Origin of the sequence: Janthinobacterium sp. UMAB-56, from assembly GCF_900095265.1 — a bacterium.
Lineage (GTDB): Bacteria > Pseudomonadota > Gammaproteobacteria > Burkholderiales > Burkholderiaceae_D > Janthinobacterium.
Genome location: NZ_LT607664.1, coordinates 143092 through 157937 on the forward strand (window position 1 = coordinate 143092; position 14846 = coordinate 157937).

At 60.4% G+C, this 14846-nt stretch carries 13 protein-coding genes; 6 read left to right on the forward strand and 7 right to left on the reverse strand.

Annotated elements, in window-relative coordinates; translation table 11 throughout:
* Positions 1-76 precede the first annotated feature (76 nt).
* The 6 genes from K0F85_RS21825 to K0F85_RS21850 all read right to left on the reverse strand — a co-directional run bounded on the left by K0F85_RS21825 (position 77) and on the right by K0F85_RS21850 (position 7616).
* Complete coding sequence (locus tag K0F85_RS21825) at positions 77-2296, reverse strand: TonB-dependent receptor (protein ID WP_219118019.1); 2220 nt, start codon at positions 2294-2296, stop codon at positions 77-79.
* A gap of 148 nt (positions 2297-2444) precedes the next feature.
* Positions 2445-3257 carry an alpha/beta fold hydrolase gene (locus K0F85_RS21830; RefSeq protein ID WP_219118020.1) on the reverse strand — a complete coding sequence of 271 codons (813 nt, stop codon included), beginning with the start codon at positions 3255-3257 and terminating at the stop codon, positions 2445-2447.
* A gap of 116 nt (positions 3258-3373) precedes the next feature.
* Complete coding sequence (locus tag K0F85_RS21835; protein WP_219118021.1) at positions 3374-4012, reverse strand: TetR/AcrR family transcriptional regulator; 639 nt, start codon at positions 4010-4012, stop codon at positions 3374-3376.
* A gap of 107 nt (positions 4013-4119) precedes the next feature.
* Entirely contained in the window at positions 4120-5076 is a 957-nt protein-coding gene (locus K0F85_RS21840; protein ID WP_219118022.1) for a bifunctional helix-turn-helix transcriptional regulator/GNAT family N-acetyltransferase, read from the reverse strand.
* A gap of 83 nt (positions 5077-5159) precedes the next feature.
* The gene (locus K0F85_RS21845; RefSeq protein ID WP_219118023.1) at positions 5160-5594 is read right to left on the reverse strand and encodes a hypothetical protein; all 435 of its coding nucleotides are present in this window, start codon (positions 5592-5594) and stop codon (positions 5160-5162) included.
* Between the two features lie 66 nt (positions 5595-5660).
* The gene (locus K0F85_RS21850; RefSeq protein WP_219118024.1) at positions 5661-7616 is read right to left on the reverse strand and encodes a PKD domain-containing protein; all 1956 of its coding nucleotides are present in this window, start codon (positions 7614-7616) and stop codon (positions 5661-5663) included.
* A 332-nt stretch (positions 7617-7948) separates the two neighbouring features.
* Here K0F85_RS21850 and K0F85_RS21855 point away from each other — a divergent pair, with 332 nt between their 5' ends.
* The 3 genes from K0F85_RS21855 to K0F85_RS21865 are packed head-to-tail and all read left to right on the forward strand — an operon-like array spanning position 7949 to position 9781.
* Positions 7949-8443 (forward strand): hypothetical protein, encoded by a 495-nt coding sequence (locus K0F85_RS21855; protein WP_219118025.1) that lies wholly within the window; start codon positions 7949-7951, stop codon positions 8441-8443.
* Between the two features lie 51 nt (positions 8444-8494).
* Positions 8495-9016: a DUF1993 family protein gene (locus K0F85_RS21860; protein WP_219118026.1), complete on the forward strand. Its 522-nt coding sequence runs from the start codon at positions 8495-8497 to the stop codon at positions 9014-9016.
* Between the two features lie 27 nt (positions 9017-9043).
* Complete coding sequence (locus tag K0F85_RS21865; RefSeq protein WP_219118027.1) at positions 9044-9781, forward strand: DUF1566 domain-containing protein; 738 nt, start codon at positions 9044-9046, stop codon at positions 9779-9781.
* 61 nt (positions 9782-9842) lie between these two features.
* Here K0F85_RS21865 and K0F85_RS21870 read toward each other — a convergent pair whose 3' ends face one another.
* A complete protein-coding gene (locus tag K0F85_RS21870; protein WP_219118028.1) occupies positions 9843-10559 on the reverse strand; it encodes an SDR family oxidoreductase in 717 nt (238 codons plus the stop codon).
* A 163-nt stretch (positions 10560-10722) separates the two neighbouring features.
* Here K0F85_RS21870 and K0F85_RS21875 point away from each other — a divergent pair, with 163 nt between their 5' ends.
* The 3 genes from K0F85_RS21875 to K0F85_RS21885 all read left to right on the forward strand — a co-directional run bounded on the left by K0F85_RS21875 (position 10723) and on the right by K0F85_RS21885 (position 14669).
* Complete coding sequence (locus K0F85_RS21875; protein ID WP_219118029.1) at positions 10723-12015, forward strand: MFS transporter; 1293 nt, start codon at positions 10723-10725, stop codon at positions 12013-12015.
* An 85-nt stretch (positions 12016-12100) separates the two neighbouring features.
* Positions 12101-12694, forward strand: coding sequence for a cysteine hydrolase family protein (locus tag K0F85_RS21880; RefSeq protein WP_219118030.1), 594 nt, complete (start codon positions 12101-12103; stop codon positions 12692-12694).
* A gap of 394 nt (positions 12695-13088) precedes the next feature.
* Positions 13089-14669, forward strand: a complete 1581-nt coding sequence (locus K0F85_RS21885; RefSeq protein WP_219118031.1) for an isocitrate lyase — start codon at positions 13089-13091, stop codon at positions 14667-14669.
* The last annotated feature ends 177 nt before the right edge of the window (positions 14670-14846 follow it).

Sequence of the window (14846 nt, forward strand, 5' to 3'; positions counted from 1 at the left end):
CTCCTGATTCATTAAGGATGAAAACAGCGACAACGAACCAGCCTGGCGCTCACCAGGCTGGCACTTCAACAAGCTTTTAGAACTTGTAGCCGGCCTTGGCGATGATCTGGCGCGGCGGGCCATAGAAACCGTCGAGGATGAACACGGCGGGAATGTTGTAGCCATCCGTGCGGTAGCGTTTGTTGCCCAGGTTGCTGCCGTGCAGGCTGAAGGTCCAGTGCTTCGGCGCTTCCCATACGACGCCCGCCGTCCAAAGGCTGTAGCCGCCCTGCGCCAGGGTGTCGCTCAAGTCCGTGGTCGGATACACCTTGCTGCGGTAGCCATAGCCGACCATGCTGCGCAAGGCACCACCAAACACATCGCGGTCCGTGCGCGTCACATTCAAGCCCACTTGCCGGGCTGGCGTGTTGCTGAACTTTTGCGTATCCGCAATGTTCTTGCCGCCACTCATGAACTCGTCATAGCGGGCATTGAGCAGGGCGAGGAAGCCGTTGACTTCCCACTGGCGGTTGGGCCGCCACGAAAATTCGAACTCGGCGCCTTTGACGGTGGCCTTGCCCGCATTCGTGAAATCGCCATAAAAGCCCGGCACGCCGCCCGGCTGCACATAGCTGGTAAACACCGACAATTGGATATCCTTGTAGCGGTTGGTGAACAGGGCCACGTTGGCGTCAAACGTATCGTCCGGCGCCGCGTATTTCATGCCCACTTCCAGCGCGTCGAGTTTTTCATCCTTGTAGGGGCGCGCCGAATCGGGCACCACCAGATTGTTGGCGCGCACGTTGTAGCCGCCCGACTTGAAACCGCGCGACAGGTTGCTGTAGAAATTCGTCGTCTTCGACGCTTCATAGCGCACGGACAATTTCGGCGAGGTATTGCTGACCGACAAGGACTTGTCGAAGTCGGCCGCCGTCTGGATGGGACGCGTAAAGCCCACGTCGGCAAAAGCGCGGTTGAGCACGATGGCGCGCTTTTCCTCGCGCGTGTGGCGCAAGCCCGCATTGATGCTCCACACCTTGCCCAGCGGCCAGGTCCAGTCCGTGTACAGCGCCGTGCTGTCCGTCTCCACCGTGCTGACGGCCGCCGTGAACTGGCGCCCCAGGAAGTTGTTGTAGATGCCGCCGCCTGCCGTGCCTTCGAAGCGGTACAGGCCGATCACGCCGGCGCCATGGTCGCCGCTGTAAGATGCCTGCAATTCCAGGCTTTTCTGTTCGTCGCGGGAGTCGCCGAAGACGTCGGCGATGGGCTGCGGCAAGCCGTCGAAGTCGATGGTTTGCTCGGACGTGCTGCGCCGCTTGGCGCCGATCACTTTGACGGACCAGTCGTTCGACAGCGTGTAGTTGGCCACCAGCGAGCCGCCCCGATTGTGCGTGAAGTTGTTGCCCGGCATGCCGCTCTGGATATCATACGCATCCGTGCTGGCTGGCCGCTTGAGCGGGTCGAAAGCGCTGACACCCATGCGCTGGAAGCCGCGCACGCCCGATTTATCGTCCGTGGCGTCCAGGCTCAGCACGACGGTCAAGGGTATGTCCTGCGGAAAGTAGCCGACGGACAGGCGCGCGGCCGTACTGTCCTGGTCGCTGACCTGTTCGCCATTAAAGGTGTTGCGGCCGAAACCGTCACGGTCCAGTTTGGCGGCCGCCAGGCGCGCGCGCCAGGTGCCGTTCTCGTTGGCCAGATTGAAGGCGGCCTTGAAGTTGCGCTGATTGTAATTACCGAGGCCGACTTCCGCCGAGGCGCCGTTTTCCTTCGCCAGGGGGCGCGAAATGTACTTGATGGCGCCGCCGATGGTGTTCTTGCCGTACAAGGTGCCTTGCGGGCCGCGCAGCACTTCGATGCGCTGCACGTCGAATACGTCGAGCAGCGCGCCCTGCGGACGGGCCATGTAGACGTCGTCAAAATAGATGCCCACGCCAGGGTCCACGCCCCAGACGGGATCGGCCTGGCCCACACCGCGAATGAAGGCCGTCAGGGTGGTATTCGTGCCGCGCGAAGCGTACACGGTCAGGTTCGGCACGCGCTCCTGCAAGTCGGCCAGGTTCTGGATATTCGCCCGTTCCAGGGCCTTGGCGGAGAACGCCGTGACGGCCAGCGGCACGTCCTGCAAGCGTTCTTCGCGGCGGCGGGCGGAAACGGTGACGGTTTCCATGCGCTCTTTCGCGTCGCTGGCCTCGCTGGCGCTTTGGGCGCTGGCGGTGGCAGCGGTGGCGGCTTCCTGCGCCAGGGCCTGGGTGGAAAAGCTGAAGGCACCGGCAACGGCGAGGGCGGCGGGCATTAATTTCAAAGCAAGTTTCATAGCGTCTCCAATGTCAGACTTGCTTGCCACCAGGGAAGACGGCCGGATACCAGAATCGCAGGACGTAACGGTACCGGCGCGCGCGTAGCGAGCACCTGCCCTGCGATGACTGTTTCCCGGCCCGCTGCCCGTGCGGCGAGTGGCCTGTTTATTTTGAATGTGTGGCGAGGAAGGACTGCAACAAGGTATTCACACGCTGCGCCTGGTCCAGGGGCGTGGCGTGGCGCGAGTTCGCGATAATCTCGATCTCGCACTGCTGAAACTGTGCGGCAAAGGCCCGCTTGCTGGCGACGGGCGTGTAATCCTGGTCGGCCGCCATGATGAAGACGGGCATGGCCAGGGCCTGGAAATGCATGTCGATATCCCAGTGGAAAATGGCGTCCAGCGCGGCCAGGTAGGCGCGCTTGTCCATGCCCGCCATTTGCCTGGCGAAGCGCTCGACCAGGGGCTGCTGGGATGGATCGGGAAACAGTTTCTTGCCGATGATGTTGCCCATGGTTTTCAGGCCGAAGGTAGCGATCACCGTGCGGCGCAGCCAGTAGGCAAACAGCAAAGAAGCAGGCTTGCTGCCCTGGAAGGGCTGGGAATTGATCAGGCACAAACTGGCCACCCTGTCGGGAGCGCGGTTGGCCATGTCCAGGCCCACCATGCCGCCCAGGGAAAAGCCGACGATGTGCGCGCGCGGCACGTCGAGCTGGTCCATCAAATTGAAGAGGTCGTTGGCGAAGTCGCCGATCTGCCAGTCGCCGCTTGGCGCAGGGCTGGCGCCATGGCCGCGCATATCGGGCACGATCAGGCGATAGTGACTGCCGAGGGCATCGATTTGCGGGCGCCAGTCTTCGGCGCAGGAACCGAGGCCGTGCAGCAGAAACACGGGCTCGCCCTGTCCTGTCTCTGTGCCGGGATCGAGGTCGAGGTCGAGGTAATGCAATGTAACATCGGATGTGGTGTGACGCCGCATTCTGTCTCCTTGCTGTTGAACATGCTTTGTGTTCAGGTGCAGGAATATGTTTTCCTGCTGTTGGAAAACATAATACGGAATCCGAATTCCGATTTCAAGTTAAATCGCACAATATCTCAAGTCAGGTAATTTAAAGCAACACGCACCAGTTCATCTTCCAGTGCCGCGCCCGATAAAAAGGACAGCGAGCCCGTCAGGGTGTGCTGGTTCAGGATGCCCAGCAGCACGGGCGGCACCACCATCATCGCCTGCGTGGGGTTCGGGTGGCGGATGCTGGAGGACTTGCTGGCCAGCACGGCGACCGTGCGCTGCGAGATCAGATGATTGATCTGGTGCACCCTGTCGCGAAATTGCGCATCCTGCGACGCGCGCGTGATCAAGGCCCGCAAGACGCCGCTGCGCCCGCCATTCACGGCCACGAACATGGCCACCATGGCGCGGATGAACTCTTCCAGGCTGCGCCCTTCCCACTGGCGCAGCTCCGTCAGGGTCTCGACCTTGTCCACCATGTCGGAAAAAAAACGCTGCAGCAGCAAGCGGCTCAGGGTGTCCTTGTCGCCCAGCAAGCGGTAAAAAGTGCCGACGGATGTTTCCGCCAGCCTGGCCAGGTCGGCCACGCCGATTTCATCGAAACGGTTTTCCGCCAGCAACTGTTCGCCTACCTGCAGCAGGCGCTCGAACGCTTGCTTGCTGCGCGCCTGGGTGGGTTCAGGGGGAACGATCATCTGCGGGAAGGGCATCGGGAAGGAAGGCATGCGGCGTCGGCGTCTCGAATAGTGGAACCTGAGTTCCGTTATGGGGTGCGCGTATTGTAACGCGGGAGACGGCCGATGGGGAGCGCCGCGTGGCGCCCTGGCGTGTGCTACCTGCCCTGCCACTCCATGTAGACGTCGGCGCGCTGGTAATGGGCGTCGCCGGCGGGCCGCGCCACGTGCTGAAAACCGCTGCTTTCGTACAGGCGGATGGCGGGCGCCAGCTTGCTGTTCGACTCCAGGAACAGCAGCGTCGCGCCGCTGGCCTCGAAGGCGTCGAAAGCCCGTTCGATCAAGCGCCTTGCGATGCCCAGGCCCTGGCATTCTGGCGTGACGGCCATCTTCGACAGTTCGATGCTGGCGTCGCCGGTGCAGATCAGGGCGCAAGTGCCGACGATCTTGCCATCGAGGCGAGCGAGGAAAATCTGCCCGCCATCGTCAAGTATCGAGCTTTGCGGATCGGACAGCACCTTGTCGTCCAGCGCCTCGACATAGAAATAGCGTTCCAGCCAAGCGATATTCAGGCGCTTGAAATCGGCCGCATATTGCGCGGCGTAATCGATGATTTCCACGGCGTCCCGCTCGCGCTGGCGCCGGCAGGCGGCAATCGTCTCGCCAAAACCCTGCGCCTGCAAGCGCGCTTCGGCCCGCTCCAGGCTGGCCATCAGTTGCGGCGTGCCCTGCTCGAACACGGCGTCAATGGCCGCGCGCACATCGTCCCACAGGGGCGCCATATTGCGCAGCAATGCCTGCCCGGCTTCGGACAGCGCCAGCAGCCGGCGCCGCTCATCCTTGGCGTCCGGCATCTCCGTCACCACGCCGGCATCGAGCAACTTGCGTCCCAGTTGCACCACCACCGGGTGCGTCTGCCCGATCTGCGCGGCCAGGGTCGTGATCGCCGTGGGACCGTTGTCGCGCAGTAGCAATAACAAGGGAAAACAGCGCGAGCTCAGCTCGACGCCGGCCGCCAGATAGCTGGTATCGACGCCCGCATACAGTTGATCGGAAAGACGGCGCAGGCGGCTGCCCAGCATCAGGGAGCCGTAGGTTTGCAGGTTGGAGGACATGTTTGACAGGATATATGTAAGTAGTTACGTATACCCTAACGCAAACCAAGTTTCGAAGTCAAGCGTCAGCGCTTGTTGATCGCTTATTCATCATCATCGTCATCGGCCAGCGCCAATAGCAGCCTGGCCCGGAACACCGCCCCGGCCATCTCGCCCAAGCCCGGCCACACCTGCCTCAGCCAGCGCCTGCCCTCCTCGCTGGGCACCACATATGGCGCCTCGCGCGTGGTGCAGCCCAGGCCGATTGCGATGACTTGCCCTGCATCTTCCAGGCCGCCGGCGATCATGGCGTCGATAGGGCATGCGATGAGCTCGGCGGTCAAATGCGGACGCAGCAGGCAAGCGGGCGCGATGATGGCGAACGACGCTTCCGCATAATTCCAGCAATTGGTGGGCCAGTGGGCGTTTTTCACATTTTCCAGGAAGACAGCATCACTGAGCATTTCCGGATGGGCTTGCGCCTGCGCATAGAAAACGGCGAGGGCGACGAGTTGTGGCGGGGAAGTCCAGATGGGCATGGGAACACAGACAAGAAGGGCTGGCGAATGCGGGACCAAAGCCCGACATTCGCCATATTACATCACTTAGTTTGACGTGAAGTCTGCGTTATAAACGAAAGACTGGCCCGTTTCCGCCACAAAGAACTTGTACGTCAGTTTGGCCGTTGCGCCATTCGTCTTGGGTGACACCAGCGAAAAGGTGGCGCTACTGCCGGCAGGAATGACCTGGCCCGACACCAGACCGACGATGGCTGGAACGACCTTGCCGGTACTGTCGACGGCCGTCACATTGGTAATCATGAAGCTGGTCCCGGCGGCGGCCACCTTGAAGGTATCGACCGTAAAGTTGGCTGCACACGACCCTGAGCACGACTTCTGTACCGTCGCATTGGCGAGGTAAGGCAAGCCGACCTTCGTGTCGACCTGACCGGCCCCATTGTCCTGCACCTGGTATAAATTGAGCAGATTCGGCGTCGCCGTTACCGTGACATTATCTTCGCGACTATTCACCGAGCCATCGTTGACGATTAATGTCGCGACATAATCACCGGCCATATCTGCGACAAATGTCGGCTGCGCGTCAGTCAGCGATGACAGCACGGCCTTGCTGCCGAAAGGCTTGCTCTTCAATTGCCAGCGGTATGTCAAGACATCGTGTTCCACATCTGCACTGCCAAGTCCCGTCAAACGCACGGTCGTTCCTGGCTCGACAAGCTGGTCCATGCCCGCATTGGACATCGGCCGCCCATTGGTCGAGCTTGCAGTGGCAATAATGGTGGCGGTCGATGGTGCACTGTCGACCGTACCGTCATTGACGACAAGACTGACGACATAGGTTCCCGGCACATTCGCCCAAAAGCTGCTGACTGCCTGGCTGCGGTCCCATGCGCCGGGAAATGGTTGCAGCATGCTATTTGCAGGCACGGAAATGAACGTCCACTTATAACTGAGACTGTCGCCGTCCGCATCCGAACTCCCCCTGCCATCGAGGGTCACGACATCCGCGCCTGACAATACATGCAAATCCACGCCGGCATTCGCCACCGGGGCGGCATTCGTGGACGTCGCCGTTATCGTCACGTTCATTGGATTGCTCGTTATCTTTCCATCATCCACACGCAAGGTGGCGACATACGTGCCAGCCCTGTCGGCGATGAATGAGGGTTTCACCAGCCTGGGAGACGACAGCGTGGCAGTACTCATGGGCGGACTAGAAGTCAAGGTCCAGTAATACGTCAGGGTATCGCCATTCGCATCGGAACTTGCGCTGCCGTCGAGAATGACGGTGCTCCCCTTGAGCACGTTCTGCAGCACGCCCGCATTGGCCACTGGTGGGGCATTGGCGACAACCGCCGTCATCGTCACGAAAGCCGGCGCACTATCCACCTTGCCGTCGTTGACAATCAGGCTCACTTCATATGCACCGGGCAAATCCATAGAGAGATACGGGCGCACCGAGTTGACATCCAACAACTGCGCAGTGCTGCCGGCCGGCTTCGATACCAGGCTCCATTTATATATCAGAATATCGCCATTCGCATCGCTGCTTTCGCTACCGTACAACATGATGCCCATCCCCGCAACGACGGTCATTGCACGGCCCGCGTGGGCGACCGGCGGAGCATTGGCTACCGACGCGGTGATCGTAACCGAAGACAGTTCGCTGCTGATCTTGCCATCACTGACCAGCAAGGTGGCCACGTAAGTGCCAGCCACATCAGCGGTAAAGGTCGGTTTCACGGCGGATAAGGAATCGAGGGCGGCGGCACTGGTGACGGGTTTGGAACTCATCACCCATTTATAGGTCAAGGTATCGCCATTGGCGTCGGAGCTGGTACTCGCATCCAGGGTCACGACGCTGCCAACCACCACGCTTTGGGCTGGCCCGGCTTGCGCGACTGGCTGCGTATTGACCACGGTGACGGGGGGATTTACGGGTGGCGCCACGACGCCGCCATTGTCCGCAGCGTCATTGCTCCCGCCGCCACAGGCCGACAAGGCAGCAAAAGCCAGCGCACAAAATAAAATTCTACTATTCACGTGATATTCCGATCAGGTTAATGACATTTCACTCGACCCGAATTATTCACGATAAATAAAAAATATGATAGGCAAGCGCTGAATTGAATAGCAGAAAATATCGTAATTCCAGCGCCGCATTCTTATTATCTATTTCAAACAAAGAAAAAATAATCGCATTGATACCATAGACCAACTTTCATTTGCAACGATTAGTTACCACCACCAGTAAAATCAAGAAATAGAAGAACAAGGATGATTCATTTTCGTCGAAAAGAAATCTGCCACCATCAATAAAATTACAGGCGGCACAGGTCATAATGACAGCCCATCGCGATCATTTCATTCACTCCATGCCACCCTCATTCGAACCCTGGAAAGCCGAACTTTTAATTGTGGGCAACATCGTCCAGGATGGCGACAGCACCACGCCGCCCGATGCAGCCCAGCGGCGCTTCCAGCGCTACAGCGCCATGCTCGATGCGCTGACGGGCACGGAAGGCGCGCAATACGCGCTGGCCATTGTTCAGTCCGTGCAAGCCGAGCACGATTACGGCGCCTACCAGACGGCCAACCGCGCCGCCTGGCGCTTCGGCGAGACGGCGTATTGCGCCGCCTTGCTGCAGGAACTGCCACGTTTGATCGCCAGCTTGCCCGACTGGGCTGGCGAATTTCTCGTCGGCATCGCCAACGGCGCGGGCACGCCCCACGCCTCGGCCATCGCCTGCTTCAACACCTTGCTGGCCGCCGTCCCGCCCGCGCAGCAAGCGCTGATCGCGGATTTTATTGCACAGGAAGAAGACGATGGCTGGTTCGAGCATTGCCCGGGCGTGCTGGGGCATCCGTAAAGGCAGAGCGCCTTTCCACTCCCTGTCAGCATCACTACTTGAGGAATATCCATGTCGGTCTACGCCATTACCATCCCCTGCTTTGCACAGATGCTGCGCTCACTGACGACGTTGTTAAATAAAGGCGAGGAGCGCGCCCAGGCCCTGGGTTTCGATCCCCAAAATCTGCTCGACGCGCGGCTGGCGCCTGACATGCACACCTTGGCGCGCCAGGTGGAATTCACGTGTACCCAGGCGCAGGAAGCCGTGTGCCGGCTGACGCAACAAGCGCTGCCCCAGCTCGCCACGCCCGCCAGCATGTCGCAAGCCAAGGCGCTGATCGACGACACCCTGGCGATGCTCGCTGCGGCGGACCGCGCAGCGATCGACGCTGGCGCGCAGCAAGCAGTGTCGATCGCCTTGGCCGGTGGCATGACCTTCGACATGACGGGCCTGGAATACGCGGTGAACTGGGCCACGCCGCAGTTCTATTTCCACCTGGTGACGGCCTATAACATCCTGCGCCATAACGGCGTGCCGCTTGGCAAGGCCGAATATGTGCAACATATGTTTGCGTATGCGCGCCAGGCATAATTACTTGCACAGACAGAAAGGAAGGCAATGCTGCCGACACTCGACGATCCCCTCTCGCACCACCAAAGCGCCATCGCCGGCGAACGCTACGCAGGCATCATGGCTGGCGCCGCCGGCTATCAATTGTTCCTGCTGCCCGGCGAAGCCGATGCCCTGCCCTGGCAAGACGCGCTGGACTGGGCTGCGGCGCGCGGCGCCTGCCTGCCGACGCGCAGCGAACTGGCCCTGCTGCACGCCAACTTGCGCCACGCTTTCCCGGATGCCTGGTACTGGTCGTCGGAAGAGGACGCCATCCTGCCCCGCATGGCCTGGAGCCACGATTTCGACAACGGCACCCAGTACAACTATCGCAAGACCTACGCCGGCCGCGCCTGTGCCGTGCGCCGGGTCGAGCTGCCGCTATCTGCCGCCGCGCCCGTCCCCCTGCGGCACGGCGAACGCTACGCCGGCCTGATCCTCGGCACGGATGGCGCGCCCGATTACCATTTGCTGCTGCAGCCCGACGAGTGCGAGCTGGATTACCAGTCGTGGCAAGCCGCATCAAGCTGGGCGGCAAGCCTGGGCCACAGCTTGCCGGGACGGCGCGAGCAGACACTGCTGTATGCGACGCTGAAAGATGCATTCCGGCCCAACTGGCACTGGTCGGGCGAGCCGGGCGACATCGAAGACGAAGCCTGGTGCAAGGATTTTGACACGGGCGTCAGCTATCAGACCGCGCGCGAGTTTGACTGCTACGCGCGTTGCGTGCGCAGAGTGCCTGCATAGTTTTGCGCAAGCGAGCGCTGCACCATCAAGCAAACCCATGCTCGGCACAGACGCGTCACCGTCAGAAACGCTCGTCGCGCAGCGCCGGCAGCACCAGTTCGCGCACGAACGAGGCATTCGACAAACTCAGCAGCATACGCACGACGGCAACGACGTCATGCACAGGGATCAGTTCGCCCTCGCCCCGCGCAGCGGCGTCCGCCAGCGGCACGGACAAGCCATCATAGGTATTCAGATAGCCCAGCTGCAGCGCCGTCACGGCCAGTCCCTGCGCCCGGAAACCTTCGCGCAAGGCATCGGCGATGCCGTTCAGGGCGAATTTCGAGGCGCTGAACGTCACTTCCGGGCGGCCGCTCTGGCGCAGGCCGGAGGTCGACCCCGTGAGTATCAGCTGCGGCTTGCTGCTGGCCAGCAAGCACGGCACCAGGCGCTTGAGCAGCAAAATGGTCGCCGTGATATTCGTATTGACCATGTCGACGATGACATCGTCCGCATCGTCGAGGAAAGCGTAGCCATCGCTGAAGGCTTTTTCTTCCCACACGCCCAGGTTGTAGATCACCGCGTCCAGCGCGGCGGGCGCTGCGTGCGCGATGCGTTCGACCGCCTCGGCGGGCTTGGCCAGGTCCGCCGCGATCCATTGCAGCTGTGTGCCCTGGCCGGCAGGCAAGTCGGCAGCTTGCTGGCGCGACACGCCGATGACGGTGTGGCCGTCATCGAGCAACCCGTCCACCAGCGCGCGTCCCAGGCCCCGACTGGCGCCCACGATCATGATGTGCATTGTGTGTCCTTTCCAATGAAGTCAACGCCGATGATAGTGGCGTTGTATTAAGCACAGCTGAGGCTACCCACGCGCACCGCCCCCATGCCATAACATTTACTCAAGCGGCGGAAATGCGTATGCTAGATCTGGCAATCTCCAATAACACACAAGAACGAGACACATGCCTACCTCCAACACCGCCGCAAGCCGTCCCCTCACCTCACAAGACTACAAGACCCTGTCGCTGGCCGCACTCGGCGGCGCGCTGGAATTCTACGATTTCATCATCTTCGTCTTTTTTGCCAACGCCATCGGCCAGCTATTCTTCCCGCCGGAAATGCCGGAATGGCTGCGTTTGCTGCAAACCTTCGGCATCTTCGCCGCCGGCTACGTGGTGCGTCCGCTGGGCGGCATCGTCATGGCCCACTTCGGCGACTTGCTGGGCCGCAAGCGCATGTTTACCCTCTCCATCCTGATGATGGCCGTGCCGACACTGCTGATCGGCCTGCTGCCCACGTACGCCACCATCGGCCTGGCGGCCCCGCTGCTGTTGCTGCTGATGCGCGTCTTCCAGGGCGCGGCCGTGGGCGGCGAAGTGCCGGGCGCCTGGGTGTTTGTCTCCGAACATGTGCCCAGCCGTTTCACGGGCTTTGCCTGCGGCACGCTGACGGCCGGCCTGACTGTCGGTATTTTGTTGGGTTCGCTCGTGGCGACCGGCTTGAACACTGTCTACACGCCGCAAGAAATCACCGATGGTGCCTGGCGCTATCCCTTCCTGCTGGGCGGCGTCTTCGGCTTCGGCGCCATGTATCTGCGCCGCTGGCTGCATGAAACCCCCGTCTTTGCGGAAATGCAGCAGCGCAAGGCCCTGTCGACGGAAATGCCTTTGAAATCCGTGCTGCGCAGCCATCGCGGCGCCGTCGCCGTATCGATGCTGCTGACCTGGATGCTGTCGGCCGGCATCGTCGTCGTCATTCTGATGACGCCTGCCCTGCTGCAAAAGATCCACCACATCGCGCCGCGCACCACCCTGGTCGCCAACACCGTGGCAACACTCTGCCTGGCCTTCGGCTGCATCATCGCCGGCATGCTGGCCGACCGCCTGGGCGGCAAGCGCGTGATCTTCGTCGGCTCTCTGCTGCTGGCCATTACTACCTATATTTTCTACACCACCATCGGCAGCCGCCCCGACCTGCTGCTACCCCTGTATGCGATGACGGGCCTGTGCGTCGGCGTCGTCGGCGCCGTGCCCTACGTGCTGGTGCAAGCATTCCCGGCGCAGGTGCGCTTCTCGGGACTGTCGTTTTCCTACAACTTGTCGTACGCAATCTTCGGCGGCCTGACGCCCGTGGTCGTGACCCTGATGCTGAAAAATAATGTGCTGGGCCCCGCCTATTACGTGATCGGCGTGTGCGTGGTGGGCATGCTGACGGCACTGTTCATCAAGGACCAGCGGCAGACCGTGGGACGCTAGATACACGCCCCTGCGGCAATCACTGCAGTGCTATTTCCCTCAGGCAGGCGCCCAGTGCGCCTGCCATCCCTTCCAGGCTACCAACATGCATGCCCACCATCCCGCACTGATCATCATCGACATGCAACAAGGCATGGCCAGCCCCACTGCCGGAAGCCGCAACAATCCCGGCGCGGAACACCAGATTGCCACCCTGCTGCAAGCCTGGCGTGCAGCGGACGCCACCGTCGTACATGTGCGCCACATTTCCAGAACGCCAGGATCGCCCTTCTGGCCCGGCCAGCCCGGCGTTGAATTTCAGGCAGCGCTGGCGCCTTTGCCGGAAGAGCATGTCGTGGAGAAAAATGTGCCGGATGCCTTCATCCACTCGGGACTGGAACGCTGGTTGCGCGTACGCAGCATCAGCAAGCTGGTCATCGTGGGCGTCAGCACCAACAATTCCGTGGAGTCAAGCGCGCGCACGGCGGGCAATCTGGGCTTTGCCACGCAAGTCGTCGCCGATGCGTGTTTTGCGTTTGCTCAAGTCGATTATGCAGGCACATCGAGAACGGCAGACGAGGTGCATGCGATGGCGCTGGCCAATTTGCATGGCGAGTATGCGCAAGTGCTGGCAACGGCGGACGTGGTCGACGCACTGTCCCGCCCTTATCCTGTGCCAGCGCACCAGCTTATTCGCTAAGCTGTGGCCGGCATACGACATTTGCGCTGAAAAAGCATCCAGCAAGGCCCTCCGCACATTGCAAGCAGGCATACACAAGTCAGCGCCACCTTCGGGTGGCTTTTTTACGCCCCGATTTTGTCGCGCTGCACCAAATTCTGAAAAGACGTTTCACATCGCGAAATTTCAAACAGCAGGCTCAGGCATTAGTTCTCTCACTTTTTGAAAATTCATTCCACATCGCAAAATACAAAAATTAAGTCATTGAAAAACAAGGATTAAATTTAAGTTATATGTCTTATATAAGACTTGAACATCGACATGAATAGGCCTACTATTTAGTCATGCAGTTCGCATCGACAAAGCGGCGCACTCGACGATTTTCTCAAACTTAGTTTTTCTTTAGGAGATACACATGTCCCAATATCAAGACGACATCAAGGCTGTTGCCGGTTTGAAAGAGCAACAAGGTAGCGCATGGAACGCCATCAATCCCGAGTCCGCCGCCCGCATGCGCGCCCAGAACAAGTTCAAGACCGGCCTGGACATCGCCCGCTACACGGCCAAGATCATGCGCAACGACATGGCTGCCTACGATGCGGACACATCCAAGTACACGCAATCGCTCGGTTGCTGGCATGGTTTCATCGGTCAACAGAAGATGATCTCGATCAAGAAACACTTCAACAGCACCGACCGCCGCTACCTCTACCTGTCCGGCTGGATGGTTGCCGCCTTACGCTCCGAGTTCGGCCCGCTGCCAGACCAGTCCATGCATGAAAAAACCGCCGTCACCAGCTTGATCCGTGAACTCTACACTTTCCTGCGCCAGGCCGATGCCCGCGAACTGGGCGGCCTGTTCCGCCAGCTGGACGCCGCGCAGGGTGCTGACAAGCAAGCCATCCAGGCCAAGATCGACGGCCACATCACCCACGTCGTGCCCATCATCGCCGACATCGACGCCGGTTTCGGCAATGCGGAAGCAACGTACCTGCTGGCAAAACAGTTCATCGAAGCGGGCGCCTGCTGCATCCAGATCGAAAACCAGGTATCCGACGAGAAACAATGCGGCCACCAGGACGGTAAAGTCACGGTGCCGCACGAAGACTTCCTGGCCAAGATCCGCGCCATCCGCTACGCCTTTTTGGAACTGGGCGTGGACGACGGCATCATCGTCGCCCGCACCGATTCGCTGGGCGCCGGCCTGACCAAGCAGATCGCCGTCACCAATGAACCAGGCGACCTGGGCGACCAATACAATTCCTTCCTCGACTGCGAAGAAGTGTCGGCCGACGCGCTGGGTAATGGCGACGTCATCATCAAGCGCGAAGGCAAGCTGCTGCGTCCAAAACGCCTGCCAAGCAACCTGTTCCAATTCCGCGCCGGTACGGGCGAAGAGCGTTGCGTGCTCGACTGCATCACCTCGCTGCAAAACGGCGCCGACCTGCTGTGGATCGAAACGGAAAAACCGCATATCGCGCAAATCGGCGGCATGGTCAGCGAAATCCGCAAGGTCATCCCGAACGCCAAGCTGGTGTACAACAACAGCCCATCGTTCAACTGGACCCTGAACTTCCGCCAGCAGGTGTATGACATCATGAAGGCCGACGGCAAGGACGTGTCCGCCTACGACCGCGCCCAGCTGATGAGCGTGGAATACGATCAGACGGAATTGGCGATCACGGCCGACGAGAAAATCCGCACCTTCCAGGCCGACTCGGCCCGCGAAGCCGGCATCTTCCATCACCTGATCACCCTGCCGACCTACCACACGGCCGCCTTGTCGACCGACAACCTGGCCAAGGAATACTTCGGTGAGCAAGGCATGCTGGGCTACGTGGCCGGCGTGCAGCGCAAGGAAATCCGCCAGGGCATCGCCTGCGTGAAACATCAAAACATGTCCGGCTCGGACATCGGCGACGATCACAAGGATTACTTCAGCGGCGAAGCGGCGCTGAAGGCGGCTGGTAAAGACAACACCATGAATCAGTTCTGAGTTTTTGGTTTGGCTGTAGAGTGAAAAAAACCCGCTTCGGCGGGTTTTTTTGCGTTTGCACGTTGCGAGAGGGGGATTCAAATCATGGCTGGTAACGCGTATGGGGGGCTGATTTGTAAGCGTCAAGCCAGCGCCGTCTTGAGCCCGTCAATGAATCAGAAGATGATGGCATCACAC

What these genes read in the sequence shown, in the direction of transcription:
- K0F85_RS21825 (WP_219118019.1), bottom strand. Translation starts at nt 2,296, where the DNA reads ATGAAACTTGCTTTGAAATTAATGCCCGCCGCCCTCGCCGTTGCCGGT.
- K0F85_RS21830 (WP_219118020.1), bottom strand. Translation starts at nt 3,257, where the DNA reads ATGCGGCGTCACACCACATCCGATGTTACATTGCATTACCTCGACCTC.
- K0F85_RS21835 (WP_219118021.1), bottom strand. Translation starts at nt 4,012, where the DNA reads ATGCCTTCCTTCCCGATGCCCTTCCCGCAGATGATCGTTCCCCCTGAA.
- K0F85_RS21840 (WP_219118022.1), bottom strand. Translation starts at nt 5,076, where the DNA reads ATGTCCTCCAACCTGCAAACCTACGGCTCCCTGATGCTGGGCAGCCGC.
- K0F85_RS21845 (WP_219118023.1), bottom strand. Translation starts at nt 5,594, where the DNA reads ATGCCCATCTGGACTTCCCCGCCACAACTCGTCGCCCTCGCCGTTTTC.
- K0F85_RS21855 (WP_219118025.1), top strand. Translation starts at nt 7,949, where the DNA reads ATGCCACCCTCATTCGAACCCTGGAAAGCCGAACTTTTAATTGTGGGC.
- K0F85_RS21860 (WP_219118026.1), top strand. Translation starts at nt 8,495, where the DNA reads ATGTCGGTCTACGCCATTACCATCCCCTGCTTTGCACAGATGCTGCGC.
- K0F85_RS21865 (WP_219118027.1), top strand. Translation starts at nt 9,044, where the DNA reads ATGCTGCCGACACTCGACGATCCCCTCTCGCACCACCAAAGCGCCATC.
- K0F85_RS21870 (WP_219118028.1), bottom strand. Translation starts at nt 10,559, where the DNA reads ATGCACATCATGATCGTGGGCGCCAGTCGGGGCCTGGGACGCGCGCTG.
- K0F85_RS21875 (WP_219118029.1), top strand. Translation starts at nt 10,723, where the DNA reads ATGCCTACCTCCAACACCGCCGCAAGCCGTCCCCTCACCTCACAAGAC.
- K0F85_RS21880 (WP_219118030.1), top strand. Translation starts at nt 12,101, where the DNA reads ATGCATGCCCACCATCCCGCACTGATCATCATCGACATGCAACAAGGC.
- K0F85_RS21885 (WP_219118031.1), top strand. Translation starts at nt 13,089, where the DNA reads ATGTCCCAATATCAAGACGACATCAAGGCTGTTGCCGGTTTGAAAGAG.